Source organism: Halococcus salifodinae DSM 8989, assembly GCF_000336935.1.
GTDB classification, from domain to species: Archaea; Halobacteriota; Halobacteria; order Halobacteriales; family Halococcaceae; genus Halococcus; species Halococcus salifodinae.
This window is the reverse complement of record NZ_AOME01000054.1, coordinates 1-26,762: the sequence shown is the minus strand read 5'-3', so window position 1 is coordinate 26,762 and position 26,762 is coordinate 1. Positions and strand designations below refer to the sequence as shown.

Sequence of the window (26,762 nt, the reverse complement as noted above, 5' to 3'; positions counted from 1 at the left end):
TAGGTCGCGCGTGACCGCCGGCGTGGAGGCGTTGCGGTGCGGTTCCTGGCGTCTCGACGAACAGAGCGAGTCGAGGCTCAGGAGAGCTTTGCTCTCCTGGCGTCTCGTGTGAGTGAAACGAGCACGAGGCTTGTCGGAGATTTCTCTGACAGCGGATGAAGGGCGAGCGACGGGCGGTGCGAACGAAGTGAGCACCGCCGAACGCACGAACGGGGAGGGACGACCCGTGAGCGAACGAAGCGACTGAGGGCTTCTACGGTGCTGTGCGGTCACGTGGTGGTGCACCAGTAGCCCTGCCCCGAGCGAACGGAGTGAGCGAGCGGGCCGAGGAACCCCCGTAGGGGGTGACGATGGCTTTTGATCGACCTTTTGTCAGTGAAGGAGCGGAGCGACTGAGCGCAGGAAAAGGTCGGTGTGAATACTACCACGATCGTGGCTACCACCTGGACGGCCCGTACGTTCGAAGCGGTTGTGAGAAGTTCCGACCGACATCTCCATCGAGCGGATCGACGACGGACCGATCAGATCGACCGACGGCGGGGCACCCGTCACGAAAAACGCCTGTGTGAGCAGTATACATACCCGAGATCGGCCAGTTCATTTATTATGATGGGGGGAAAGTACGGTAGTGGGGCAAGGTCATACGGGTGATGCCACGCAACGGACCGCAACCCCGTGGTGCGGAGTCGGTTTCACGATTCGGACACTGATTCTGGACGACTCGTCGTGATCGCTGAGCGCGGGACCAGAGCCATCGACCGACGGCGAGTTAAGCGATCCGTGCGTATCGATACTTCGATGACCGACCACGGGAACGGGCGGGGCGATTCGATCGCCATCGTCGGCGCGGGCGCGGCGGGCGCAGGGGCGGCGTACGCACTGCGGAACGCCGCGATAGACGTCACCGTTTTCGAGAAGAGTCGCGGGGTCTGCGGCCGCGCCGCGACCCGCCGCAAGAACGGCTGTCGGTACGATCACGGTGCGAACTACTTCAAGGACCAGGACGCCCGAGTGACCGAACTCGTCACCGAAACGCTCGATACCGACGGCCTGGCGGAGGCCGAGGGGCCGATCTGGACGTTCGACGCCGACGGCACGGTGAGTGAGGGCCGTGACACCGACGACCACAAGTGGACCTACCGCGCGGGGATCACCCAGCTCGCGAAACGGCTGTTCGATCGGACCGAGGCCACGATCGAGAAATCGACTCGCGTCGGCGCTGTTGAGCGCGTCGACGGTGGATGGACGATCGCGGACACCGACGGCACCGATCTCGGGCGATACGACGCGCTGCTCCTCACCCCGCCGGCACCGCAGACCGCCGACCTGCTTGCGGCCACCGAGTGGGACGACGACCTTCGTGGAGACCTCGAAACCGCCGTCCGGGACGTATCCTTCCGGCCGACGATCACCGCCGTTCTGCACTACCCCTTCGAACTCGATCGGCCGTACTACGCGCTGGTGAACACCGACAAGGACCACGCAATCGGATGGTGCTCTCGCGAGGAGTGCAAACCGGGCCACGTCCCCGACGGCGAGAGCCTCCTGATCGTCCAACTGGGGGCGGACTGGTCGGCCGACCGGATCGACGATCCGCCCACGGAGGTCATCCCAGACGCTGCCGATCTCACTGCCGATCTGCTCGACGACGATCGGCTCGCCGATCCGGACTGGACCGACTATCAGGGCTGGCGCTACGCACAGCCAGGCGACGCGGTCGCGGCCGAACCGCTCGACCGCGCCGCAGAGCACGGCGTGTTCTTCGCAGGCGACTGGGTGGCGGGCGAGGGACGGGTCCACCTCGCGCTCCGGAACGGGCTCGATACCGGTGATAGAATCGGCAAGCGACTGCTGTCGTGACCACTGGCTACCGGTACACGACGCCGGCTCCCGTCACAAATGAGAACCGCAGGCCACGTCCTCCCCAACCGATTCGCTCCGCTCATCCCTCGCACGAGTCGCGCGCTGACGGAGCAGCGCGCTCCCGCGCGCCACCGCAACCAAAATTGAGAGGCAAAAACGACGTTCCGATCGGCGGTGTGACCGTTCGAATCGATCGCCGATGGGGTTATGCTACTGGCGCACATGGTCCGACCGATGAGCGAAGAGACGCCGACTCGACAGGACCGGTTCGCAACCAGGCTCGGCCTCTTTCTCACGGCTGTCGGCGTCCGAGGACTCTCGCGCGAGCGCGTCTTCGGTCTCGTGGGAATGAACCGACTGCATGCGGCCGAGCACATCGCGGTCAGCGTCGGGGGCATCGCTGCGGGGGCGTCCCGGCGCGGACGGTCGTACTCGGGTATCGTGGCCGTCGCCCTCTTCGCCGAGGTCGCGCTCGGAGTTCTGCCGTGGACGAAGGAGTGGTTCCGGGACCTGTTCAACGCCGATCTCCGGACGACCGCCGTCCAGCTGGTGGTGGCGCTCGTCTCGCTCCGGGCGTTCCGAAGCGACGGCGAGTGAGGTTCGGCGAATCGACGCCGACGCCGACATCGACGTCCCGCGCGTAGCGACACCCATTTTTCCGGGCCGTCCGGAGGCCGGGTATGGACCCGAAGCGCGAGCTCACCAGCGTCGACCTCGCCGCCCTCGTCACCGAACTCGGGACGTACGCGGGCGCGAAGCTCGACAAGGCCTATCTCTACGGCGACGACCTTCTCCGGCTCAAACTCCGTGATTTCGACCGCGGCCGGGTCGAACTCCTGATCGAGGTCGGCGAGACCAAGCGCGCCCACGTCGTCGATCCCGACAACGTCCCCGACGCGCCTGGCCGTCCACCGGGGTTCGCGAAGATGCTCCGGAACCGACTCTCCGGTGCGGATTTCGCTGGCGTCTCGCAGTTCGGCTTCGACCGGGTTCTCACGTTCGAGTTCGAGCGCGAGGACCAGAACACGACGATCGTGGCCGAGCTGTTCGGTGAGGGCAATATCGCCGTGCTCGACGCGAACGACGAGGTGGTCGACTGCCTCAACACCGTCCGGCTCCAGTCGAGAACCGTCGCACCCGGCGCGACCTACGAGTTCCCCTCCTCGCGCTTCAACCCGCTCGCGGTCGATGGCGACGGGTTCGCCGCACGGATGGCCGAGTCGAACACCGACCTCGTGCGGACGCTCGCCACACAGTTGAATTTCGGCGGGCTGTACGCTGAAGAACTCTGCACCCGCGCGGGCGTCGAGAAAGAGCTCGCGATCGAGGACGCGGGCGAGGAGGAGTTCGACGCACTCTACGAGGCGACCGAACGTCTCACCGACCAACTGTCGAGCGGCGCGTTCGAACCACGGATCTACCACGAGGACGACGAGCCCGTGGACGTGACGCCGTTCCCCCTAGAGGAGCGCGCCGACCTCGACAGTGAAGGATTCGACTCGTTCACCGCGGCGCTCGACACGTACTTCGTGGCGCTCGACACCACGGAAGACGAGGAGAGCGGCGGTCGGGAGCGCCCCGATTTCGAGGACGATATCGAACGGCAAGAACGGATCATCCAACAACAGGAGAACGCGATCGAGGACTTCGAGGACCAGGCCGACGCCGAGCGCGCGAAGGCCGAGTCGCTGTACGCGAACTACGACCTCGTCGACGAGATCCTCTCGACGGTGCGGAACGCACGTGAAGAGGGCACCGGCTGGGAGGACATCGAGGACCGCTTCGTCGAGGGAGCCGATCGCGGAATCGCGGCCGCCGAGGCCGTTTCGGGCGTCACGCCGAGCGAGGGGACGGAGATCGACACTGACGCACTCCGGGCGGCGATCGACGATCCCGACCANGGCGAACACTTCTCTCGACGCCAGGCAGGCGTTTGTAGCGCGTCGTGGGCAAAAAGGAGGGTGCGGAGGAGGCGGTCGCCGAGACCCGTGCGGAACTCGAAACCCTCCAGCACCGCCGCGACGAGTGGGAGTCCGGCGACGAAAGCGGGACGGAAGCGGCCGACGCCAAGGAGGATCAAGAGGATGTCGACTGGCTCACCCGGCGGTCGATCTCCGTCAGGCAGAACGAGCAGTGGTACGAGCGATTCCGATGGTTCCGCACGAGCGACGACTTCCTCGTGCTCGGCGGGCGCAGCGCCGACCAGAACGAGGACCTCGTGAAGAAGTACCTCGAACGCGGCGATCGGTTCTTCCACACCCAGGCCCGCGGCGGCCCGGTCACGGTGTTGAAGGCAACGGGGCCGAGCGAGCCCACCCAAGAGATCGAGTTCTCCGAGTCGACCCTGGAGGAGACCGCCCAGTTCGCCGTCTCGTACTCGTCGGTCTGGAAAAACGGACGGTTCGCCGGCGACGCGTACATGGCGAGCCCGGACCAGGTCTCGAAAACGCCCGAGAGCGGCGAATACCTCGAAAAGGGCGGGTTCGCGGTGCGGGGCGATCGCACGTACTTCGAGGATACCCCCGTGGGCGTCGCGATCGGAATCGTCTGCGAGCCCGAGACCCGCGTGATCGGCGGGCCGCCGGCGGCGATCGAGCCGCGCGCCGAAACGTCGATCACTGTCGAACCGGGCCAGTACGCCCAGAACGACGCGGCGAAGCGCCTCTACCGCGAGTTTCGTGAACGGTTCGCCGACACGTCGTTCGTCCGGAAGGTGGCGAGCCCCGACCTGATCGCGGAGTTCCTCCCGCCCGGCGGCAGCCGAACGGTCGAAGACTGACTGAGGAGGGCCGCGTCGTCGCTACGGATTCAGCGCGATCGTTCCGCCTCGGCCGGCTCACGCCAGTGGTTTCCAGCCTCGTCTTCGCTTTCGAGCAGCCGTTCGAGCCGGCGTTCGAACTCCGCATCGCCGATCTCACCACGGGCGTAGCGCTCGCGGAGCGCCGCCACCGCGTCGGTTTCACCCGCTGTTTCCGTGTCGGTATCGTCCGAGAGCGAGCGGCTCGTTCCGTCCGGTCCGGATCAGTTCGCGTCGGTGGAACTCTTGTTTCGTCTTTGCCATCCGATCCGTCATCCACAACTGAATGCGACGGGAAGAACTGGCGATTCAGGGCCTGAAACGACCGATAACTATATCTCCTCGTCGGTCGTATGGTCTGGCAGAGATTGCACCGCCAGCGGCGAGTAGCGATCTCGGAAACACCATGATCAGCGACGCACTCAACTACCTCAGAAACAGCGACGACGCACTCGTCACCGTCCTCATCGGGGGACTGCTGTCCGTGTTCGGCTTCCTCCTGATTCCCGTTTTCTTCGTGAACGGGTATCTCGTCCGCGTCCTCCGTCGGACTGCTGCGGGCGATGAGACCGCACCGGTCTTCGACGACTGGGGACGGATGGGGATCGAGGGGCTGAAAGCCACCGTCATCGCGATCGTCTACGGGTTCGTCCCGTTCGTCGTCGGTGCGGTGCTGGTCGGCGGCTCGGCGGTCGCCATCGCCACCGGTGGCTCCGTCGACGGCGGATCGGCCGCAGTCGGCGCGGGCGTCCTCGGCCTCCTCGTCGGCCTCGCGATAACGTTCGTCCTCGGGCTCGCGGCGTGGTACGTCATCCCCGCCGCGACCGCGAACTTCGCCGAACGCGGGACGCTCGCCGCCGCGTTCGACTTCGGCACGCTCCGCCCGATCCTGTTCAGCGGGGCGTACGCGACCGGCTGGCTCCTCGCACTCGGCGTGATCGTCGGCGGCGGGATCATCGCCGGGGCGTTCAACGCCGTGATCCCGATTCTCGGCGCGGTGCCGGGACTGTTCGTGAGCTTCTACGCCTCGGTAGCGGCGTACTACGTCATCGGCCGGACGTGGGCCGACCTCCGGACGGTCGAGACTCGCGAGACTGCCGACGAACAGCCCGCCGTCTGAGCACTCAGCTCTGCCCAAGACTTTTTCACACCCAATCGGACGCCACCCCGACGAACGACAGCGCACTTACCCACCGAGCGCCCAGTCTCCGCATGCGCATCGACGGCCGCACCCGCATCGAGGGCGGGCGCGAGCGCTGGACGCTCGTGCCCGAGAGCCTCGACGACCTCTGGCATCTCTCCTACGTGCTCGAACCAGGCGACCTCGTTGCCGGCGATACTACCAGACGTATCCAGCGCGACGACGACCGGATGCGCGACACCGGCGGTGAGCGCGAGCCCATGTCCGTGACCATCACCGTCGATGAGAGCGAGTTCCACAAGTTCGCCAACCGACTCCGGGTGTCGGGCACCATCGAGTCGGCCTCCCGAGAAGATCAAGTGGGTCATCACCACACCCTGAACGTCGAGGAACGCGAGGAGATCGAGATCGAGAAGATCTGGCAGCCCGACCAGCGCGAACGGATCGAGGAGGCCGTCGAGGCCACCGAGAACGCCGACGTCGCGATCGCCACCGTCGAAGAGGGCGCGGCCTCGATCCACACCGTTGCGCAGTACGGGGCCGAGGAGTACGCCTCGATCACCGGCCCCACCGGAAAAGGCGAGTACGCCCGCGAGCGCTCCGAACTGTTCGGGGAGCTCGCGAGCGCGCTCTCACACATCGACGTCGACGCCATCCTGCTCGCAGGGCCTGGCTTCACGAAAGAAGACGCCCGAAAGTACATCGAGGAGAACAGTCCCGAGGTCGCGACCATGCTCGGCGCGACCGTCGACACCAGCGCGATCGGCGACCGCGGCGTTCACGAGGTCCTGAAGCGCGGCGCGGTCGAGGAGGTTCAGGCCGAAACCAGAATTGCCGAGGAAGCCGAGAAGATCGACGAACTCACCTCACGGATCGCCCAAGACGCTGCGGCGACCTACGGAATCGAGGCCGTCGCTGAGGCCGCCGACTACGGCGCGATCGAGGAGTTGCTGGTGCTCGACGACCGGCTCCGCGAGGAGCGTGCCGGCGAGGGCGAGTGGACGATCGACGTGAACGACGTCATCGAATCGGTTGAACAGCAGGGCGGTGCCGTCACGGTGTTTTCGAGCGAGTTCGCGCCTGGCGATCAGTTGGGCGCGCTCGGCGGGATCGCGGCGCTGTTGCGGTATCGGTTAGAGTGAACTCGCCGAATCACTCGATCTCGACGGTCAGCCCGTCGCGCGCGAACCGAACGTCGCCGTCGTAGCGCTCGCCGATGGATTCGAGCATCTCCTCGTGGCGGCCTTCGGTGTGGGGATAGAGATGCGTGAGGTAGACCCGACCAAGTTCGGTTCCCGAATCGGCCAGCGTCGTGCCCAACTGACTCGGCGTCGGGTGGTTCGAGACGTCGACCTCGTCGGGGAACGAGCAGTCGTGGGCGAGCACCGCGGAGCCGTCAGCGAAGTTCGCGAGCCCTTCGAACGCCTCGCTGTCGGCTCCGAAGGTGAACGCTGGCGGTTCGCTGTCGTCGTCCGCCTCGCTCTCGCCTTCGGCCCCGTTTTCGTGCGTGAACCGATAGGCGAGACAGTACATCGAGTGGCGCGTCTCGGTCGCGTCGACCGAAAACCCCGCAAGCTCGAACGACTCGGGGCCGACCTCGCGTACCCGGAGGTCGATCCGGCCGTCCATGTACTCGTGGACCGAAAGCAGCCCGTCGAGGAGTTCCTTGGTTCCCTGCGGGCCGACGACTTCGAGGTGCTCCTCGCCCGCGAGCCACCTGGCTTTCATCAGGGGCAGCAGGTCGGCGACGTGATCGAGATGGTGGTGAGTCAGGAGGACTGTGGAGACGCCCTCGTAGCCCGCGTCGGTCCGCGCGAGCGCGTTGAGGACGCCGCTACCACAGTCGACGAGCACGCGGTCGTCGCCTGATTCGACGAGAAGTCCGGTCTGGGCCCGCCGGCCGGTCGGCATCGCCGCGCCGGTTCCGAGGAAGGTCACGCGCATGGCGAAACCGGGGGAGGGGCGGTGAAAAGCGTTGTTCGCCGACCTCGAGATGTCGCTTTCAAGCCGAACCCTCATGAGCGTCACCGGCCCACCACCCAGCAATGAGTAGCTCGTCGGCCAAATCCCGTGGCTTTTTCGCGTACTACCGGGAGTACGCTCGCTCCGGGGTCCACGCGGCGAGCGCGGCGGCGCTCACCGCCTTCGGATTGCTCGCGACCTACACGGGTAATCGGGGGTTCATCCTGCTGGCGATCGCGGTCTACGTCCTTCCGCCGGCGTTTCTGTATCTCACCGGCGAAGGTGAGCGCGTCCCGACGGTCGTCGGCGACGGGGATCAGAGTGGCGGGAATCGTGGCGACGGAGCCACACGTGAAGTCGATCCGGGAGACGAGGATCGATCGTCGTCCGTGGACGCCGATGCTGAAGGCGGGACCGACGATCGACACCAAGTCGACGACACCGACACCGCACCGCCAGAGGCTGAAAACGGTGCGAACCGCGGCACCGACAGGCAAACCGGGGCCGACGCCACCGAACCGAACCATCACGAGGTATCCTCCAGTGGGGAGAGTCTCGCCGACGACATCGGCACGGACGATGCGTCCAGAGACGAGGACGGTTGGAGTACGGTCGAAACGCCGACTGACGAACCTCTCACCGGCGTGGTCGCGACCCACGATGGCGCGTTCGCGGTCGGCGAGAACGGTGTCGTGCTCGCTCGCGAGACCGACGGCTGGGAATTCGCACTTGAACATGGCCCGAGCGCCGACGGAGAGTCACTCCGCGGCGTCGACGCCACCGACGACGACCAAACGATCTGGTTCGCGGGCGACGGTGGCGCGCTCGGGCGCTATGATATCGAGGAGGGTCGCCTCACCGATCACTCGGCCCCGAAAGACCAAACGAGCACGTGGACCGCCGTCGCGGTCGTCGGTTCGGCAGGCGAGGAGCGGGTTCATCTCGCGAACGGCTCCGGAGAAGTCCTTCGAGGCGCGTACGACGGCGGCGCTGTCGACTGGGACGAAATCCGCAAACCAGGCAGCGGCTCCAGCATCACCGACCTCGCGTTCGACGACGCGGGCTACGCCTGTGACAGCAGCCAGGGCGTCTACGCCACGACCGACGGCGGCGCGAGCTACGAGACGATCGGGATCGAGGACGCAAACACCGACTTCGCCGCGCTCGCGGCCACCGACGCCGAACTCGTCGTGGCGGGTGGCGACGGCACGGTCTTTCGCTACGATGGCTCGGTCTGGACGACGCTCCGCGCCGGTGAAACCGCGCTTCGAGCCATCGATCTCGCGAACGAGATGGGGCTCGCAGCCGGCGACGCTGGGGGAATCTTCGAGCACGCCGACGGCGGGTGGGAGTCGGTCGAGACACCGACCGACGCCGATCTCTCGGGCGTCCTCGTCGGTGCCGGCGAACGCGATCGTCCGGATGTCGCTGTCGGGACGAGCGGGACGATCGTCGAGCGCGACCGCGACTGACGGCCCACCGTCAGGAGGGCGTTCACTTTCGCTCCGGTGGCCGAACCCACTTCCCGTCGCGGGTTCGAGGGAGAGTCGATGGACGGGCGCGAGCTGTTGGCCGAGACCGACGTCGATTTCGATCCTGAGTCGGTCGAGATCACCGACGGCGACGTGCTCGATTCGCTCGATCCCGTTGTACGGAAGTGGTGGGTCGAGCAGTTCGGCGAGTTCGTCCCCGAGAACGACGGGTTCTTCACGCCACCCCAGAAGGAGGCGATCCCCCACATCCAGGCCGGCCGGAACGCGCTCGTCTGCGCTCCCACGGGATCGGGAAAGACGCTCGCGAGCTTCACTGCGATCCTCGACGACCTGTTTCGTCAGGAGCGAGCCGGCGAGAGGGCGGACGAAGGGGGCGGTGACAGCGACCGCGACGCTGGCCTCGACAACTCGGTCTACTGTCTGTACGTCTCACCCCTGAAGTCGCTCGCCAACGACATCCACCGCAATCTCGATGTCCCGCTTTCGGAAATCACCGAGCGGCTCGAAGCCCGCGGCGAGGATGTGGAGGTGCGCCACGCGATCCGTCACGGCGACACCAGCAGTGCCGACCGCCAGCGGATGCTCGACGAGACGCCACACATACTGAACACCACTCCGGAGACGCTTGCCATCCTGCTCAACGCGCCGAAGTTCCGGGAGAAGCTCTCGACTGTCGAGTACGTGATCGTCGACGAGATCCACAGTATCGCAGGGGGAAAACGTGGAACGCACCTCGCGGTCTCGTTGGAGCGGCTCGAAGCCCTCACCGAGACTTCGCCGACGCGGATCGGCTGTTCAGCGACCGTCGAACCGCTCGACACTATCGCGGAGTTCCTCGTCGGGCGGCGAGCGAGCGGCGAGAGCCGCGCATACGAGATCGTCGACGCACGGTTCGCCCGCGAGTTCGACCTCGAACTCCGGTGTCCGACCGACGACCTCATCGACACGCCTCGCGGCGAGGTTCAGGGCCGCTTTTACGACGCGCTCGACGGGCTGATCGACGAGCACACCAACACGCTCGTGTTCACCAACACTCGATCGGGGGCCGAGCGCGTCCTCCACACTCTCCGAGAGAACTACGGCTTCGACGAGTCGGACTCGGGCTGTCACCACGGCAGCCTGTCGGCCGACCGTCGTCAGGCGGTTGAGGCAGGACTCAAAGCCGGCGAGCTCTCGGTGGTTACGACCTCCACCAGCCTCGAACTCGGCATCGACATGCCCCACGTCGATCTCGTCGTTCAGGTCGGCTCGCCCAAATCGGTCGCCGCCCTCCTCCAGCGCGTCGGCCGTGCGGGCCACCGGCTCGGCCGTGAGGTCAAAGGGCGGGTGTTCGCACTCGACCGCGACGAACTCGTCGAGTGTGCGGTGATGCTCCGGAAGGCCGAGCAGAACTTCGTCGACCGGGTCTTTGTACCGGAGCGCGCCCACGATGTCGCCGCACAACAGGTGTACGGGATGGCGATCACCGGGCCACACCCCGAGAGTGAGATCCGGGAAATCCTCGTGTGTGCGTACCCCTACCGGAACTACACCGACGAGGAGTGGGAGATCCTCATGCGATATCTCACCGCCGGTTACGCGGGGATGGAGGACCGCAACGTCTACGCGAAGATCTGGCGGGACGAAAACGATCCGCCCGACGGCGAGCACCACTACGACTTCCCGGTGGGCGAGCCCCTGATCGGCAAACGCGGCCGGCTCGCGCGGGTGATCTACATGACCAACATCGGGACGATCCCCGACAGCTTCTCGTGTGACGTCGTGGTTCGCGGCGGCGACGAGTGGGTGGGACAGCTCGACGAGAACTACCTCGACACCCTCGATACGGGTGACGTGTTCGTGCTCGGTGGGAGCCGATACGAGTACCGCTACCGACGCGGATCGAAGGTGTACGTCGATCCGACCGGCGCGCGCCCCACGGTGCCGTCGTGGTTCGCCGAGCGTCTCCCCCTCTCCTATGATCTCGGTCGCGAGATCCTCGACTTCCGGGGCGAGCTGCTCGATCGGCTCGACAGTCGGGGCGTGCGTGGCGTCCGATCGTGGCTTCGGGAGTTCCCGCTCGACGAGAACGCCGTCCGGGCGATCGCACGCACCTTCGACGAGCAGGTGCGCTACGCCGGCCCCGAAAGCGTGAGCACTCGATCCCGGCTCGCGATCGAGACCGAACTCGATCACAACGAGCGGGTCCGCCGATATCACGTTCATTCGAACTACGGACGACGGTTCAACGACGGCCTCTCGCGCGTGCTCGCCCATCGGTGTGCGGAGGCGACGAACGCGAACGTCACGGTGGCGGTCGCGGACAACGGGTTCAGTCTCGGGCTTCCGCTCAACCGGAAGGTCGATTTCGTGGGGCTGCTTCGGGATATTGAACCGGGCGACGTTCGCCACGACCTCCGGGCGAGCCTCGACGGGACCGATCTGCTGAAGCGGTATTTCAGAATTAACGCGACGCGCGCGCTCACCGTTCTGAAACGGTACAAGGGCTACGAGAAATCCGCGAGCCAGCAGCAGGTCTCCAGCGAAATGCTGCTCGGGTTCGTCGAGGATCTCGACGACTTTGCGGTACTCGAAGAGACCTATCGTGAACTCCTGGAGGACAAACTCGCGGTCGAAGCCATCGAGGACGTACTCGCGGCCGTCCAGGCGGACGAGATCGAGATCACGGTCGAGCGGGTTGACTCGCCGACGCCGATGGCGTTCGGGCTGGCGACGCTGCTGGCGAGCGATGTCGTCCTCGCGGAGGACGAGAGCGCTGTGCTCCAGGAGTTCCACCAGCGCGTGCTCGACGAGATCGGCGACGGCGAGGACGTCCTGGCCGACGACTGAGCAGCCGAAGCGGACGACGACGAAAAACGACTATCGGGTCCTGCGCCGAGGCGTCTCCGTTGGCTGTAGCGGGTCCAGCCGTCGAACTCAGTCCTCACCGGATGGCGCTGCCGGCCGTCCATTCGGGGTTTCGCGCTGGATGAGCAGGACGCCCGCCAGGACCAGCGTGCCGCCGGCGAGGATTCCGGGGGAGAGCCGTTCCCCGAGCACCAAAACGCCGAGGACGACGGTCACGACCGGTTCGGCGGTGGTGACGACGCTCGCACGACTCTCCTCCACGTATCAAAGCCCGTTGACGAACAGCAAGATCGGTGCCACCGTCCCGACGATCGCGAGCCCAGTGATGATCGCCCACTGCTCGACGGTTCTGGGGACGAACAGCCGGCCCGCGGCGACGCCGTAGGCAAGCATACAGACGCCAGTAGTGGCGATCGCGCCCGTCGCGAGCTGATCGGCGTTCATGTCGTCGACGGCGAGACGACTTCCCGTGGTGTAGGCGGCGTACCCGATCGCCGCGATCGACACGAGCGCGAGACCGGCCGGATCGATGCCGGCGGTGTCGAGGCTCACGATGAGCACGACTCCGGATAGCGCGAGGACGAGTGCGACGCCCTTCAGCGGAGTCAGCGATTCGTCGAGCACTACTGTGGAGACGGCATAGACGTACACTGGGTAGGTGTAGAGCGTGATGGTCGCGAGTCCCGCCGGGACGTACACGAGCCCCCAAAAGTACGCGCCGGTCAGCACCGCATACGCGATCCCGAGCCCGGTCATCGTCGCGAGTTGCCGCCGGTTCGGACGAGGAGCGTGATCGCGAACCGCAAGATAGCCCACGAGAAGCGCCGTCGCGACCGCGAACCGAACCGTGAGAAGCGTCGCGTTGTTGAGACCGGCGGCCGTCGCGAGCTTGCCGAAGATCCCGATCGTGCCGAACCCGACTGCGGCGAGAAACACCATCGGAACCCCTTTCTTCGCCGTCACGTCCGGAGTATTGCCAGCCCCGACATGGAGGTTTCGGTGGTCGGCCGTCGTCGCTCCCGCCGGCTTCGAACCAGTCGGCGAAGCGTGAGTCGAGTGGACGAACTCGACGGACGAACCGCAGGTCGCGTCACGCGACCCGCGGCCGGCCGCCGATCCGCGTGTCGACGCGTTCGAGGAAGTAATCAAAGACCGAGCCGAGGGTGAACCCGTACGCCCAGTGGGCGACGAGGCTACAGACGACGTAGCCCGCGAGCGCGAGACCGGACTGGCCGGTGTAAAAGGCTCCGACGAACCCCGTCCACGTGATCGTCGCGAACGAAACCCCTCGAAGCGCGAGCGTCGGGCCGGGGAGATACTCTTGGACCGAGACGAAGAGGAGGGGCCACGTCGTCATCCCGCCGCCGAAGAAGATGACGTAGCCGACGAGGTTGTCCGACCCCAACCCGATGAGCGCCGCGAGCCCGCCGAACGAACTGCTGTCGAACCAGCCGAGGTTGAGCGCCACAAATAGCACCGCCGACAACATCACGGTGCCGGCCGCGCCGGCGATCGCGCCGATCACGCCGTCCTTGAAAATCCCGACGAGATCGCCGGCAGCGTCGGTCGGCGACTCGTCCACGAGCGTGAACGCGTCGTCGGACTCGTCACTCGCACGATCGTCGACGTTCGTCGGGCCAGTGTCTGCCATGTGTTCACTTCACACGCTGGCGTCAAAACAGTACCGCCCGCACCGCGGACTACTCGGCCCACTCGACCATTCGGGCGTAGCGTTCGTCGGTGGCGAGCGCCGCCCGGTCGCCGACGAGCACGAGCCCCTTCTTCGCTCGCGTGAGCGCGACGTTCACTCGCCGGAAATCCTCGAAGATCGGTGAATCGAGGTCGCCCGTGGCGACGAACGAGACGATGATGATCTCCTTCGCCGAACCCTGAAACCGATCGACGGTGTCGACGGTCACGTCCGGTACTTCCCGCCGGATTGCGGCGGCCTGGGCGCGAAACGGCGCGATCACGCCGATATCCGTGCGCGCGACGCCTGCTGACGCGTACGCTTCGACGATCTCGGCGACCGCCTCGACCTCCGCCGGGTTGGTGTTGCCGCGCACTGTCCCATCCGGATCGACGAACGTGACGCGCTCTTGGAGGTGGTCGGGGAGCGCGTCGCTCGTGACACCCGGAAGGTCAGAGACGTGCTGGCCGGCGACGGCGGGCGAGGCTGGTCTGAGTCGGCCGTCATAGAACTCGTCGGAGGAAAACGCCTGGATGCGCTGGGCCATCCGATACTGGGTGTCGAGCAACACCGCCGCCTCGGGATGCGTCTCGATCAGCCGCTCGAACAGCGAGCGCGAGAGGTCGGCGATGCCCGAGGTTGCTCCGCCTGCCCCATCCATCGTCTTGGCTGCGGTCGCTCCCGAGCCGTCGGTCGCGGTCGTGGTTTCAACAGTCCCGGTGGCGTCGGCGGACTGGACCACTGGCGGGAGCTGCTGGTGGTCGCCCACCAAGACGAACCGGTCGGCGAGTGTGACTGCCGCGAGCGTCGCGGGCTCGGTGAGCTGGGAGGCTTCGTCGATCACCGCGACGTCGAACGATCCCTCGCGCATGATTCGTGAGCCACAGCTCGCGGTTGTCGCCGCCACCACCGGGGCATTCCGGAGTTCGGCCGCGCGCTCGTCGGGGTCGCCGCGGGATTCTAACCTGTGCTCCTGGATGTCCTCGCGCACGCCGTGTTCGGTACCCACCCGAACGAACTCCTCGAACCCCTGATCGCGGAGCGCGTCGAGCGCGTTGTCGACCGCGCGGTTCGTGAAGGCCGACAGTAGAACCCGTTCGCCACGCTCAACCAGTGCGCGGACCGTGCGCGCGATGGTATATGTCTTCCCGGTGCCTGGCGGCCCGTGGATCAGCGCGCAGTCCTCGGCCCCGACCGCGCGGCGCACCGCCCGGTCCTGGGCCGGGTTGTTGTCGATGAACGTCTCCTCGATGTCCTGAAACGCGGGATCGCGCCGGTCGAAGAGGACGTCCTTCTGCGATTCGTCGCCCGCGAGCAGCGCGTCGTGGAGTGCGGTCAACATTCGATCGGCCCCGATCTCGGAGGGATAGACGTCGAGTCGACGGAGTTCGACCGGCTCGTCGGCCGTGACGACGATCTCCTCGCCCATCGAAACGACGCGCGCCATCTCGGCGTTTCCTCGTACTGGGTGGCCGTCGCTCGCGAGCACCACGTCGCCCTCGCGGATCTTCGAAACCGGATCGTCACACCTCGCACGAAGTTCCCACCGCCCGTCGACCTCGATCTCTCCTGCGGGTTCGAGGTCGATCAGCGCGCGGTCGGCGTCGGCGCGCTCCGTCGCGGTCTGGGTCCAGAGCTTCGCGTACTCGTTGTGGACTGCGCCGCGCTCGGCTTCGATCGCGCGATAGAACCGATCGAAGTACGCCCGCTCTCCCTCAGGAATTGCTTCTCCGATTTGCCCAGCTTTCGACTCCTGATCGAGTCGGCCCGAAATGACCATGCAGGTGTCCTGCTCGAAACAGTAGTTACAGGTCGCGTTTGCCTCATACCCTGTCGGAATCTCGCCCGCAACCGCCATCGCGGCGAGGTGGTTGCGCTCGCGGAGAACGTAATCGAGCAGTCCGTCGTTCAGCGAGAAGTCCTTCGTTGGCGAGAGGTCGCCGCTCTCCTCGTTTCGATCGAGCGCGGCGTTTTTGGTGTAGAGCAGCGTCCCGGTATCGGGTGGTTCACCCCGCTCGTCGAGCAACAATGCGTAGCACGCGACCTGGACCTTGTCCTGGAATCGCGGCTCGCTGTTCGTATTCTTGCCCGTTTTGAGTTCGACCGGTGCGCCCCGGCGGACGGCGTCGGCCCGGCCCTTCAGCCCGTAGCGCTCGGAGATCAGGGTCTGCTCGGAGCGCCACTCGTCCCCGCCGTCGAGCGTGCCCTGGCTGAGCCACCCGTCGATCGCTCGGGCGTGATCGCTGACGTCTTCCCTCACTTCGTCGGCATCGCGGTCGAGCAGCCCGAGATCGAGCCCGACTTCCGCCACGCGGTCGTCGATCGCGGCCTCGACCTCGCCGCCCCGCAGGAGATCCGAGAACACCTCGTGGACGATCGTCCCCTTCACGACGGGGTAGTTCAGGGGAACGCCCGAGAGCGTGTTGAGGTAGTGCATCCGGGGGCACTGGACCCACGAGCGTACATCAGTAACGTTCACGAGGTAGTCGGGTTCGATCACGACCCGCGAATCGCCCGCGGTCGCGTACTGGATCTCGCCCCGGAACTCCTCGTGCTCGACGCCGAGCGCGAGCACCTCCATTCCTGTCTGTGCATACTCGGCGATCTCGCTCCACTTCCCCCAGAGGGTGAGCGTCACGGGCTCTGCCTGGCCCCGCTCGGGTCGGAGCGTGAGTTCCGCGAGATCGCGCTCGCCGTACTGGGTGCTCACGCTCCGTGTTTCGCCGACATCGACGATCGGCCCGCGTAGCTCCGCCACACCCGAGACGGGAGTGGCGAGCGAAAAACGCTGTCGGTGAACGGGGGCCGAACCGAAACGGGCTTTGCCGGCTCGGGGTTCGGTTCGGCGTGGATCGCCACGCCCTCCAGTTCTACCCGCTCTATCTCACCCGTTTCGCCGGTGGGTTCGGGTTCGTCACGCTCATCACGCTGTTGCCCGAGTACATCACCCTCTACGATCCGTCGGGGCTCGTCGTCGGACTCTTCACCACGGCGTTCACCCTCGCCCAGACCCTCGCGGTCGTCCCGCTCGCGTGGGCCGGCGATCGGTACGACAAACGGTACGTGCTCCTCGTCGGGCTCGCCATTGGGATCGCGGTGTATCTCGGCTTCACGCTCGTGGCGTCGAGCGCCGGGTTCGTCCTCGCGCGGGCGGCCCAGGGGATCACGGTCACCGCGACGAGCCTGATGGGGCTCGCCCTCGTCGGCGAGCTCGCGACCAAGAAGACTCGCGCGAACCACATCGGGAAGGCGAACGCCGCGCGCTTCGCCGCCGGGATCGCGGGCAGCCTCGGCGCGGGCGCGCTCTACTCCGCCGCCGGGTTCGGCGCGGTGTACGCCGTCGTCACCGGGCTGCTCGTCGTCGCGGGCGTGGGGGTAGTGGCGTTCGTCTCGCCCGACGAGACCCGCATTGAGGGATTCCCGTTCACCGATCTCGCGCTCAACCGTCGACTGTTGACGCTGTCGAGCTTTCGCGCCCAGTACGCGGTCGCGGTCACGCTCGTCCCTGTCTCTTATACACATCTTGAGCGGGCTGGCAANTTTCGCGCCCAGTACGCGGTCGCGGTCACGCTCGTCCGGACGTGGGTGCCGATCTACGCCGGCGTCACGGCCGCGAGCGGCGGTCTCGGGATGGTCTCGATCGCCGTCGGCACCGTGGTCGCGGCCGAGAAGTTCACCAACATGCTCTGTCAGCCGTTCACCGGCCGGCTCTCCGATCGGTTCGGTCGCGCGCTGTTCGTCTTCGTCGGCGGCGGGTGCTACGGCCTGGTCGCGCTCGCGGTGCCGTTCACGCCGACGATCGCCGCCTGGCTCTCGCTGCCCGCGTCGCTGCCGGTGCTCGGGGCGACCCCGCCAGCATTCATCCCGCTCGTGATCTGTAACGGGCTGCTCGGGGTCGCGGACAGCATCCGCGAGCCCGCGAGCATGGCGCTGTTCGCCGACGAGGGGACCGACGACGGTGGCGTAGCGAGCAGCTTTGGCATCCGCGAACTCGTCTGGCGGCCCGGCTCGATCCTCGCTCCGCTGCTCGGCGGAGTGCTGATGGCGCAGGTCGGGATGGCGTCGGTGTTCTTCGTCGGCGGGACGGTGGCGTTCGCCGGTGTCGCGACCTTCCTCGGCGTGCTCTCGTACTCGCACGGCTCCGGCGCGCTCACGCAGTGGTGACCTCTCTGACGGGACTCGGTACGAGCCGATGTCTGCGGATCTACCGACCAGAAGTCACGGGCCTCGCGATCATCCATTCAGTATTGGAGTCGGGACGCTACGATCGTCGCCTTCGGTTTCTCACCAAGGTCCGGACGCGTACCCACCGCGGTGCTCCACGCCGTCACTCGGGAACGCCCTGATACTCGTAGTCGCCGAACCCGAGCAACGGGAAAAATATGAACGAGAGGAACCCCAGCCCGAGGCCGAATCCGATACCCTGACCGAAGGCTTTTGCGACATCGATCGGGATCTTGATTGCTGCAACTATGTTCACAACTGGGATGAGAAATACAATGAGCCACCACCACGCATTCCCACCGATCTTGACCATGACATAGAAGTTGTATACCGGAACGATCGCTGCCCATCCCGGCCGACTGGCCTTCTGGAACGTCCTCCACATGCCAGCGATCGTGAGGACTGCGAACGCTATGGCAACGAGCGAAAACACGATTCCCAGCACTGAACCGCCGCCACCGTTCTGGAGCGGAACGAGTGATAAGTTTGCGAGTGATGACATGAGATGACTCCACAGACCGCTTTGCATTAAAATTTTGTCTGTTTGTTTGATATGGTGTGGCACGAACGGCAAGGCCGGGCAGCAAATTCGCCTCAGCAAGAACGACTCAGCAGCGGTACTACTACCGCTGTCGACTCGTCATACCAGTCTCGACCCGGAACGGTAGGCCTATTTCACGCCGGCGAGTCGGCCCTGGTATGCAGACCGTCCTTCTCGCCGCCGGTGAAGGCACCCGGATGCGCCCGCTGACCGCCGGGCTCCCGAAACCCATGCTTCCCGTCGCGGATCGCCCATTGTGTGCCCACACCGCCGACGCTGCGATCGAAGCCGGCACCGACGAACTGATCCTCGTCGTCGGCTACGAGGCCGACGTCGTCCGCGAGCACTTCGGCGAGGAGTACCGCGGCGTGCCGGTCAAGTACGCCACTCAGGACGAACAGTTGGGCACCGCCCACGCCGTCCGGACGGCGCGCGAACATCTCGACGGACGATTCGCGGTGCTCTACGGCGACGACCTCTACGACCAGGCGAGCATCGAGGCGCTGTTCGCCGCCGGCCCCGGTATCACCGCCTATCGCGCCGAGAACCCCTCGAACTATGGGGTGCTCGACACCGACGGCGACCGGGTGACTGGCGTCACCGAGAAACCCGACGACCCCGACACGAACCTCGTGAGCGCCGGAGCCTGTGTGCTCCCGAGCGAGGCCCGCGAGTGGCTCGACGTCGAACAGAGCGAGCGCGGCGAGTACGAACTCACCGACGTCCTCGATCGGGTGTTCGCCGAGTACGAGGTCTCGTACACCGAACTCGGTCGCTGGATGGGCGTCGGCCGGCCGTGGGAGCTCTTGGCGGCCAACGAGTGGAAGCTCGCCGAGCTCGATGGGGCGATCCGAGGCGACGTCAGCGACGATGCCGACCTCCGTGGCCCGGTCGTGGTCGAGGAGGGCGCGGCGATCGAGCCAGGCGTCGTGATCGAGGGTCCGGCTCTGATTCGGTCTGGCGCGCACGTCGGCCCGAACGCCTACGTTCGGGGCGCGACCCTGCTCTGTGAGGACAGCGAGGTCGGCCACGCCGTCGAGATCAAAAACAGCGTGATCATGCGCGAGACCAACGTTCCCCACCTGTCCTACGTTGGCGACAGCCTGCTCGGCCGCGACGTCAACTTCGGTGCGGGCACCACCGTCGCGAACCTCCGCCACGACGACGAATCGGTAACACAGACCGTGAAGGGCGAGCGCGTCTCGACGGGCCGTCGGAAGTATGGCGTGGTGGTCGGCGACGGCGCGAAGACCGGGATCGAGACCACACTTTCGCCTGGCGTGGTGCTCTCGCCCGGCGCGCGCACCGAGCCGAACGAGTGGGTCTCGCGCGATCGGTAATCGCCGGAGAGACGATATTTATCCCGGCGGCCGATCCAAGGACATCATGATCGACCCGACATCAGACGTCGGCGAAACCACCGCCGAAACCGCACCGACGTGTGCGACCTGCGGCGATTCGATCGTCGACACGCCCGACCACCGCGTAGTGACCCGAATCGAGGACGACGAAGTCCGAACGAGACATTTCTGTGACGAGGCGTGTCTCGTGGTCGACGACTGAGTCCCCGCTCGTTTCGTTCGGACCTCCGGCCCTCGGAGGCGGTTTTCTCTGCGCCACTCGCTATCAAACAGGGTAAAGAATTAAGGATCACCTAACCGTCTATCTGGTGGGAGGAGCTACCAGATGTCAATGGAAGCCGTCGTGTTTCAGGGCGAGCACGACGTAGCGATCGAAGAAGTCGACGAACCGGCGATCGAACACCCGAACGACGTGCTGATCGACATCACGACGACGTGTATCTGTGGATCGGATCTCCACATGTACGAGGGCCGGACCGCCGCGGAACCGGGAATCGTTTTCGGCCACGAGAACATGGGAATCGTGACCGAGGTCGGCGAGGGAGTCAGTGATCTCGAAGAGGGCGACCGCGTCGTCGCGCCGTTCAACGTCGCCTGCGGGTTCTGTGAGAACTGTGAGAACGGCTACACCGGGTTCTGTACGAACGTGAATCCGGGGTTCGCCGGCGGTGCGTACGGCTACGTCGCGATGGGACCGTACAAGGGCGGACAGGCCGAAAAGCTCCGCATCCCGTATGCGGACTTCAACGCGCTCCAGCTCCCCGAGGGAGACGAACACGAGGACTCGTTCTCGCTGCTCGCGGACATCTTCCCGACCGGCTGGCACGGCACCGAGCTCGCGAACCTCCAGCCGGGCGAGTCGATCGCCGTGTACGGAGCGGGTCCCGTCGGGCTGATGGCCGCCTACAGCGCCAAGCTCAAGGGGGCCTCCAAGATCTACACTGTCGATCGCGTGCCGAGCCGGCTCGATCTCGCCGAGGAGTACTGTGACGCGACGCCGATCAACTTCGAGGAGAGCGATCCGGTCGAACAGATCAAAAGCGACCACGGTGGGGGCGTCGATCGTGGCGTCGACGCCGTCGGCTACCAGGCGATCGATCCGGACAAGCAGGCCGACGACGACTACGATCCCGCCCGGGAGAACCCGGCGATCGTTCTCAACAACCTCATCCGGACGGTGAAGCCGACGGGCGAACTCGGCATTCCCGGTCTGTACGTGCCCGACGACCCCGGCGCGCCCGACGAGATGGCCGCCGAGGGTCGGCTTGGGATCGACTTCGGACTGCTCTTCGAGAAGGGTCAGCGACTCGGCACCGGTCAGTGCAACGTCAAGGAGTACAACAGACAGCTCCGCGATATGATCATCGAGGGGCGTGCCGATCCGAGCTTCGTCGTCTCCCACCGCGTGGGACTCGATGAGGCTCCCGAGATGTACCAGCGCTTCGACGACCGTGAGGAGGGCGTCACCAAGGTCCTGCTCGAACCGTAGCGATCGTCATCGCGACGGCTACGATTTTCCGTGTCGTCCGCGACGACCCGCGATAGCAGTCGAGAGTACAGAGCGACAACTGACTGGGGGCGATCGCGGCCGGAGCGACAAAACACGTATTGTTCTTCCGGCAGTAGCCGTGGTGAGTAACGATGTGTCAGTACTGCACGTTCATGGCCGATGGCTGGACGGCGCTGCTCGAATACGACGACGTGTACCAGGCCACCAGCCGGAACGCCACCAGCGACGCGAACTACGGGTTCCACGAGTCGTGGGACGAACTCCGCGACCAGATCGCGCCGTAGTCGGTCGTCTCACGACGGAAACGGATCGTCGAACGCGTCCTGACTGTCGAGTTCGCTTTCGCTCACCAGACAGTCGTCGAGTGTAGCGGTGAGCGACTGCTCGTCGAGATCGCTGCCGATGAACACGAGCCGAGTCCGTCGGTCGTCCTCGGCGTCCCACTCGCCGATCGGCCCGGCCTGGACTGCTGGTCCGGCCTGGTCGAGCCCCATCACGGCCTCGCGGCCGGCGAGTTGGAACACCCCTTTCGCCCGGATCACGTTCCCGGTCCACGTGTCGAGCCAGGCGTCGAGTCGTTCGGGGTGGAACGGCCGCTCGCGGGTGTACACGAAGGAGGTGACCCCGTGTTCAGCGGCCGCCGACCGATCATCGGCGGCGGTGTGGTCATGGTCGCTGTGGCCATCACCGTCGTGGTCGTCGTCACCGTTCTCATCGGCGAGTGCGCGCTTCCAGCCGGCCGAGCGCGTGGCTGCCGCGAAGTCGAACCGTCCGGTGTCGAGCACCTTGGAGGGGTCGATGTCGGCGTACGTGGTGCGGACGATCTCGGCGCGAGATTGGAGCGTCCGGATTGTCGCCTCGATCTCCTGTAACTGTTCGTCGGGCACCATATCGGACTTGTTGCACAGCAGGACGTCACAGAACTCGATCGCCTGGATCAGCACGTCCGCGAGCGGGCGATCGGCGTCGGGTTCGGCCTCGTCGGGCAGCGACGCCCCCGCGTCGAACTCCTTCCAGAACCCGTAGGAATCGAGGACTGACACCATCGTATCGAGGTGGTAGTGATCGGTCGGGTCGATCTCCCCGTCGTCGGCTCCCTCCAGAAACGTTCGCGCGACCGGGATCGGTTCGCTGATACCCGACGATTCGACCACGAGGGCGTCGAACGATCGGGTTTCGGCGAGGCGGGTGGCCTCGGTCACGAGGTCATCCTGGAGCCGACAGCAGATACAGCCGTTCGAGAGGTCGACGATCCCTGGGTCGTCGACATCTTTGGCCGAGCGGGCGAGGCGCTCGGCGTCGACGTTGATCTCGCCCATGTCGTTGACGATCACGGCGACGTCGCGACTGCCGGGATCGTCGAGCACGCGGTTGAGAAGCGTCGTTTTGCCCGCACCGAGGGGTCCACTCACGACGGTGACCGGCAGCGTTTCGGCGTCCGGTTCGTGTACCATCGTGTGTCCCGATGGCACGGAGAAACTATAATCTTGCAGCCGTCGTGTCGTCTCGACTGATATTCGGGCGGCTGGGATTCGAAGACGGGACTACTCGATGAGCTCCTCGAATCGATCGATGCCGGCGCGTGCGACCGTCATGTCCTCGTCGACTTCCCCGCCGCTGGAGCCGATCGCCCCGACGATCTCGCCGTCGCGTTCGAGCGGGAACCCGCCGCCGAAGATCACGATCCGCCCCTCGTCCGTGGTCTGAAGTCCGTAGAGCGATTCGCCGGGTTCGCTCGCCTCGGCGAGTTCGTGCGTCGGCATCTCCAGTCCGGCAGCGGTGTACGCCTTGTTTCTGGAGATGTTCACGCTCGGCAGCCACGCACCGTCCATCCGGTGCTGGGCGATGAGATTCCCTTCGGCGTTTGTGACGGCGATCACCGACGGCACCCCGATCTCGTCGGCTTTCGCTTCGGCTGCTTCGATCAGTTCCGTCGCCGTATCGAGTTCGATCGTGCCGACCATTGCATTCGCTGCTCGGGCGTTCGGCATATGAATATGCAACCAGCGTTCGCAAGCCGCGAACTGACCCACCCGAGCTACGTTGGTCCGTCGCCAGCCCGTTCGATTTATTATGCCCGAATACGCCACTGTCGGCGGGTACGTTTGACTCGCCATGTCTCGAAACACGGGCTACGATCCCACATACGATGATTACACGTCCGAGGAGTATCCGCCGGACTGGGACGGTCGCCGAAAGGAGGTGCTGGCTCGCGATGGCTACACCTGCCGGGGCTGTGGCGTCGCGAACACACGCGTCGACGACGTCTATTTCGACGTCGATCACGTCGTTCCGAAGTCCGGTGGCGGCGGCCACGAACTCTCGAACCTCCAGACGCTGTGTCCGTCCTGTCACGCCGAGAAACACTCCGACAACGACGACCTCGCGAGCCGAGCCCGGAAATGGGAACAGCGGAACACGCGGTCGCTGGCGGTTCGGCTCCTGCGAGTCGTTCTCGTGGTGCCCGTTCTGTTCGGTCTTCTCTCGGGAAGATCTGGCGACTCGCGGACGATCGCCGACGATCACGGCCGCGAACTCGAACTCACGGCCGTCGAGTCCGTCCCGGACCTACCGGCCGATCGCGGCGTTACCGTCGATGTGCGGGTCGCAACGCTGTGGGATTCCTCCGCGGAATCGATCCAGCAGGTCGGTCTCCTCGCGCCGGCCGACAGCACCCGTGAGGACGACGTTACGCTCGTGAAGTTCGTCGTCTGGACGGGCAACGCGCTCCCCCAACTGCGGGCCAACGAGAGCTACCGGCTCGTCGGCGCGCTCACCGACGAGTACGACGGCGACGTCCAACTCGTGCTCGACGGCCAAAGCGAGATCCGGCCACTGGCCTGAACATATCGTTCCGCTCAGTAGGGGATCGTGTCGAGCCAAGTAACGTCACGTATCGAGACGTTCGGCAAGTTTTTCAATCCTCGTCGACGCTTCGGTAGCGAGCTCTGCGACGATGTCTCCCGCTGGCCGAGTCATATCCGTCAGGCCGGCACTCTGCCCGGTGAACAGCGCCATCGCCTCGATATCGCCGGTCACGTCGGGCGTGGCGAGCGCCTCGTCGTAACGCTCGATCTGCTCGCCACCCTCTCCCTCGGCGACGACATCGGTCTCGCCGGGCCGCCGCCCGGATGCGGGGCGATCGGCGTCCTCCCAGCGCTCGATCGTTCCGTTCCGCACGACGCGGTGGGCCATCCCTGGCCACCCCTTGTCGAATAGATCGGTGTACTGGGTATCGGTCTCGTCGATTTCGGCGACCCGTTCCCGGTACGTGTCGTGGACGTTCGCCTCCCGAGTGGCGAGAAAGCGCGTGCCGAGCCAGACGCCGTCGGCACCGAGTGCGAGCGCCGCCGCAATACCGCGACCGTCGGCGATGCCGCCCGCGGCGATCACCGGGACCGATACTGCGTCGGCCACGCGCGGGACCAGCGCCATCGTGGCCACCTCGCTCTGGATGTGGCCGCCGGCCTCCCAGCCCTGCGCCACGACGACATCGACGCCCGCCTCGGCGGCTTCCCGAGCCTCGGCTGCGCTGCCGACGGTCTCGATCACGACGGCACCCGCGTCGTGGACCCGGTCGACGTGCGGTGCCGCCTCGCCGAACGAGAACGAAACCACGTCGATGTCTTCGGCGAGGCAGGCGTCGATGTGGGTTTCGGTGGCGACCGATTTCGCGCGTTCGTCGAGGACGACGTTGACCCCGATCGGCGCGTCGGTCAACTCCCGCGTCTCCCGGATCGCGGATCGAGCGTCGGCCCCGTCGCGCCACGTGACCGCGAGGGTGCCGAGCCCGCCGGCGTTCGCGACCGCGGCGGCGAGTGCGGGGCAGGTCGCGCTCCCGATCGGGGCCTGGACGATCGGGTACTCGATCCCGAGAACGTCACAGAGTGGAGTTCGGAGGGTCACAGTTCCTGCTTCCGTTTCGTCACCACGTGCACGTTCTCGATCGTGGTCTCGGGATACTGCCCGTCCTCGTCCTTCTCGGCGGCTTTCGTCATGTCCCAGATCGTGTTCAGTCCGGTGGTCACGCCCTGCAACGCCTCCATCTCACACCCCGTCTTCCCCGTGGTCTCGACCGCGACTTCGAGGGTCACGATCTCGTCGCCGAGGTCGAAGTCGGTCTCGACGTTCGTGATCGGGATCTGGTGACACAGCGGGATCGTCTCCCACGTGTGTTTCACCGCCTGTATCGCGCCGATCCGTGCGGTGGCGAGCACGTCGCCCTTCCCGATCTCGTCCGCACGGACCGCCGCGACGGTCGACTCGCGCAACCGGATCGTCCCGCACGCTCTCGCCTGGCGCGCGGTGTCGGGCTTGTCGCCGACGTCGACCATCTGCACGTCGCCCTCGTCGGTGGTGTGGGTCAGGTCGTCGCCGGTCGCATCGCCGTCGTCACTCGTCATCGTCGCCCCGGATCGCGTTCGGCACCGCGTCGAGCAGTTCGGAGGCGAGCAGCCCGTCGCCGCGCCCGAGGCGTTCGGCCGCCCGGCCGTTGGCGTAGGGGGCCATGCAGGCCGCATCGAACGGGTCGTGGGTGGCGAGGAAGGCCGCCGTGATCCCCGCGAGCACGTCGCCGGTCCCGCCGACGGTCATGCCCGGCGTGCCGGCGCGACAGATCCGGGTGGTCTCGCCGTCGGTGATCACGTCGTCCTTTGCCTTCGCCAGCACGACGTGACCGAGATCCGCGGCGAACGACTCGATTTCGTCGGTCGCGCTCCGGAGGTCGTCGACGTCCGGTCCGCCCATTTCGGCAAGTTCGTGGCGATTGGGAGTGCAGACCAGCGTGGCGTCGGTGTCGATCCCGGGCACCACTGAGAGCGCGTCGGCGTCGACCACTGCCCGACCGTCGAACTTCTGGAGGAACTGCTCGACGGCTTCGAGCGTCGTGTCGGCGGTGCCGAGCCCCGGGCCGAGCACCACCACGTCGTCGTGGTCGGTCGCGGTCTCGACGAGGCCCTCGGCCTGGTCGGGTGAGAGCTGCTCGGCGTCGTAGGGCTGGACGATGAGATCCTCGGCGTAGCCCGCGATCGGCTCGAAGACCTGCTGTGGGACCGAGACGAACGCGAGGTCCGCGCCCGCACGCAGTGACGCCTCGGCCGCGAGCGCGGGTGCGCCAGTGTAGGGACCGCCGCCGATCACGAGCACTCGTCCCGAATCGCCTTTTTCGGCGTGGGGATCACGGGCTTTCGTCCGGAGATCCCCAGGGCCGACGAACCGCTCGGCAGCCGCCGGGATGCCGATGTCCGCCACGCGTACCGTGGCGTCGCGCTCACCGAGTCCGGGTTTCGCGTCGTGAAACGTCACGACCTGATCGGCCGCGACCGCGCCGCTCG

24 protein-coding genes and 1 pseudogene are annotated in these 26,762 nt (G+C 66.1%); 13 read left to right on the top strand and 12 right to left on the bottom strand.

The window, feature by feature from the left end:
- Positions 1 to 798 precede the first annotated feature (798 nt).
- From C450_RS09860 to rqcH, 3 genes and pseudogenes are all read left to right on the top strand, one after another.
- Positions 799 to 1,860 carry an NAD(P)/FAD-dependent oxidoreductase gene (locus C450_RS09860; protein ID WP_005043149.1) on the top strand — a complete coding sequence of 354 codons (1,062 nt, stop codon included), beginning with the start codon at positions 799 to 801 and terminating at the stop codon, positions 1,858 to 1,860.
- 237 nt (positions 1,861 to 2,097) lie between these two features.
- The gene (locus C450_RS09855) at positions 2,098 to 2,460 is read left to right on the top strand and encodes a hypothetical protein (protein WP_241430332.1); all 363 of its coding nucleotides are present in this window, start codon (positions 2,098 to 2,100) and stop codon (positions 2,458 to 2,460) included.
- Between the two features lie 83 nt (positions 2,461 to 2,543).
- Positions 2,544 to 4,642, top strand: a pseudogene (rqcH, locus tag C450_RS09850) (ribosome rescue protein RqcH).
- A 29-nt stretch (positions 4,643 to 4,671) separates the two neighbouring features.
- On the opposite strand, the gene C450_RS20825 reads toward rqcH, so the two are convergent.
- Positions 4,672 to 4,812 (bottom strand): SHOCT domain-containing protein, encoded by a 141-nt coding sequence (locus tag C450_RS20825; protein WP_005043147.1) that lies wholly within the window; start codon positions 4,810 to 4,812, stop codon positions 4,672 to 4,674.
- A gap of 254 nt (positions 4,813 to 5,066) precedes the next feature.
- On the opposite strand from C450_RS20825, the gene C450_RS09845 reads away from it, so the two are divergent.
- A complete protein-coding gene (locus C450_RS09845; protein ID WP_005043146.1) occupies positions 5,067 to 5,780 on the top strand; it encodes a DUF4013 domain-containing protein in 714 nt (237 codons plus the stop codon).
- Positions 5,781 to 5,872: 92 nt separating this feature from the next.
- Positions 5,873 to 6,943, top strand: coding sequence for an mRNA surveillance protein pelota (locus tag C450_RS09840; RefSeq protein ID WP_005043145.1), 1,071 nt, complete (start codon positions 5,873 to 5,875; stop codon positions 6,941 to 6,943).
- 10 nt (positions 6,944 to 6,953) lie between these two features.
- On the opposite strand, the gene C450_RS09835 is transcribed toward C450_RS09840, so the two are convergent.
- The gene (locus C450_RS09835; protein WP_005043144.1) at positions 6,954 to 7,745 is read right to left on the bottom strand and encodes an MBL fold metallo-hydrolase; all 792 of its coding nucleotides are present in this window, start codon (positions 7,743 to 7,745) and stop codon (positions 6,954 to 6,956) included.
- A 101-nt stretch (positions 7,746 to 7,846) separates the two neighbouring features.
- Here C450_RS09835 and C450_RS09830 point away from each other — a divergent pair, with 101 nt between their 5' ends.
- Positions 7,847 to 9,235: a WD40/YVTN/BNR-like repeat-containing protein gene (locus C450_RS09830; RefSeq protein WP_005043143.1), complete on the top strand. Its 1,389-nt coding sequence runs from the start codon at positions 7,847 to 7,849 to the stop codon at positions 9,233 to 9,235.
- A gap of 78 nt (positions 9,236 to 9,313) precedes the next feature.
- Complete coding sequence (locus C450_RS09825) at positions 9,314 to 12,085, top strand: ATP-dependent helicase (protein WP_005043142.1); 2,772 nt, start codon at positions 9,314 to 9,316, stop codon at positions 12,083 to 12,085.
- Between the two features lie 87 nt (positions 12,086 to 12,172).
- On the opposite strand, the gene C450_RS09820 is transcribed toward C450_RS09825, so the two are convergent.
- The 4 genes from C450_RS09820 to C450_RS09805 form a co-directional block, all read right to left on the bottom strand.
- Positions 12,173 to 12,364: an EamA family transporter gene (locus C450_RS09820; protein WP_049910057.1), complete on the bottom strand. Its 192-nt coding sequence runs from the start codon at positions 12,362 to 12,364 to the stop codon at positions 12,173 to 12,175.
- A 3-nt stretch (positions 12,365 to 12,367) separates the two neighbouring features.
- Entirely contained in the window at positions 12,368 to 13,066 is a 699-nt protein-coding gene (locus tag C450_RS09815; protein WP_049910055.1) for a DMT family transporter, read from the bottom strand.
- A 127-nt stretch (positions 13,067 to 13,193) separates the two neighbouring features.
- Positions 13,194 to 13,754, bottom strand: a complete 561-nt coding sequence (locus C450_RS09810) for a DUF6789 family protein (protein ID WP_005043141.1) — start codon at positions 13,752 to 13,754, stop codon at positions 13,194 to 13,196.
- A 49-nt stretch (positions 13,755 to 13,803) separates the two neighbouring features.
- Positions 13,804 to 16,551, bottom strand: coding sequence for an AAA domain-containing protein (locus C450_RS09805; protein WP_005043140.1), 2,748 nt, complete (start codon positions 16,549 to 16,551; stop codon positions 13,804 to 13,806).
- 89 nt (positions 16,552 to 16,640) lie between these two features.
- Here C450_RS09805 and C450_RS09800 point away from each other — a divergent pair, with 89 nt between their 5' ends.
- Entirely contained in the window at positions 16,641 to 17,957 is a 1,317-nt protein-coding gene (locus tag C450_RS09800; RefSeq protein WP_005043139.1) for an MFS transporter, read from the top strand.
- Positions 17,958 to 18,120: 163 nt separating this feature from the next.
- Here the strand turns inward: C450_RS09800 and C450_RS09795 are convergent, their stop codons facing one another.
- Complete coding sequence (locus tag C450_RS09795; RefSeq protein ID WP_049910083.1) at positions 18,121 to 18,519, bottom strand: DUF5684 domain-containing protein; 399 nt, start codon at positions 18,517 to 18,519, stop codon at positions 18,121 to 18,123.
- A 197-nt stretch (positions 18,520 to 18,716) separates the two neighbouring features.
- Here C450_RS09795 and glmU point away from each other — a divergent pair, with 197 nt between their 5' ends.
- From glmU to C450_RS22390, 4 genes are all read left to right on the top strand, one after another.
- Entirely contained in the window at positions 18,717 to 19,898 is a 1,182-nt protein-coding gene (gene glmU / locus C450_RS09790; protein WP_005043137.1) for a bifunctional sugar-1-phosphate nucleotidylyltransferase/acetyltransferase, read from the top strand.
- 46 nt (positions 19,899 to 19,944) lie between these two features.
- A complete protein-coding gene (locus C450_RS22395; RefSeq protein ID WP_005043136.1) occupies positions 19,945 to 20,121 on the top strand; it encodes a DUF7576 family protein in 177 nt (58 codons plus the stop codon).
- A 129-nt stretch (positions 20,122 to 20,250) separates the two neighbouring features.
- Positions 20,251 to 21,408, top strand: coding sequence for a glutathione-independent formaldehyde dehydrogenase (locus tag C450_RS09785; RefSeq protein WP_005043135.1), 1,158 nt, complete (start codon positions 20,251 to 20,253; stop codon positions 21,406 to 21,408).
- Between the two features lie 152 nt (positions 21,409 to 21,560).
- A complete protein-coding gene (locus C450_RS22390; protein WP_169317816.1) occupies positions 21,561 to 21,713 on the top strand; it encodes a hypothetical protein in 153 nt (50 codons plus the stop codon).
- Between the two features lie 9 nt (positions 21,714 to 21,722).
- Here the strand turns inward: C450_RS22390 and C450_RS09780 are convergent, their stop codons facing one another.
- On the bottom strand, positions 21,723 to 22,883 hold the full coding sequence (locus C450_RS09780) for a CobW family GTP-binding protein (RefSeq protein WP_005043132.1): 1,161 nt from the start codon (positions 22,881 to 22,883) through the stop codon (positions 21,723 to 21,725).
- Between the two features lie 90 nt (positions 22,884 to 22,973).
- A complete protein-coding gene (locus tag C450_RS09775) occupies positions 22,974 to 23,393 on the bottom strand; it encodes a GlcG/HbpS family heme-binding protein (protein ID WP_005043131.1) in 420 nt (139 codons plus the stop codon).
- 151 nt (positions 23,394 to 23,544) lie between these two features.
- Here C450_RS09775 and C450_RS09770 point away from each other — a divergent pair, with 151 nt between their 5' ends.
- On the top strand, positions 23,545 to 24,273 hold the full coding sequence (locus tag C450_RS09770) for an HNH endonuclease (RefSeq protein ID WP_005043129.1): 729 nt from the start codon (positions 23,545 to 23,547) through the stop codon (positions 24,271 to 24,273).
- A 45-nt stretch (positions 24,274 to 24,318) separates the two neighbouring features.
- On the opposite strand, the gene C450_RS09765 is transcribed toward C450_RS09770, so the two are convergent.
- From C450_RS09765 to C450_RS09755, 3 genes are all read right to left on the bottom strand, one after another.
- Entirely contained in the window at positions 24,319 to 25,335 is a 1,017-nt protein-coding gene (locus C450_RS09765; protein WP_005043127.1) for an NAD(P)H-dependent flavin oxidoreductase, read from the bottom strand.
- Positions 25,332 to 25,832 (bottom strand): cyclic pyranopterin monophosphate synthase MoaC, encoded by a 501-nt coding sequence (moaC, locus tag C450_RS09760; RefSeq protein WP_005043126.1) that lies wholly within the window; start codon positions 25,830 to 25,832, stop codon positions 25,332 to 25,334. The genes C450_RS09765 and moaC overlap by 4 nt, the downstream gene beginning before the upstream one ends.
- A partial coding sequence (locus tag C450_RS09755) for an NAD(P)H-hydrate dehydratase (protein WP_005043125.1) occupies positions 25,822 to 26,762 on the bottom strand: 941 nt, incomplete at its 5' end. The genes moaC and C450_RS09755, both read right to left, overlap by 11 nt.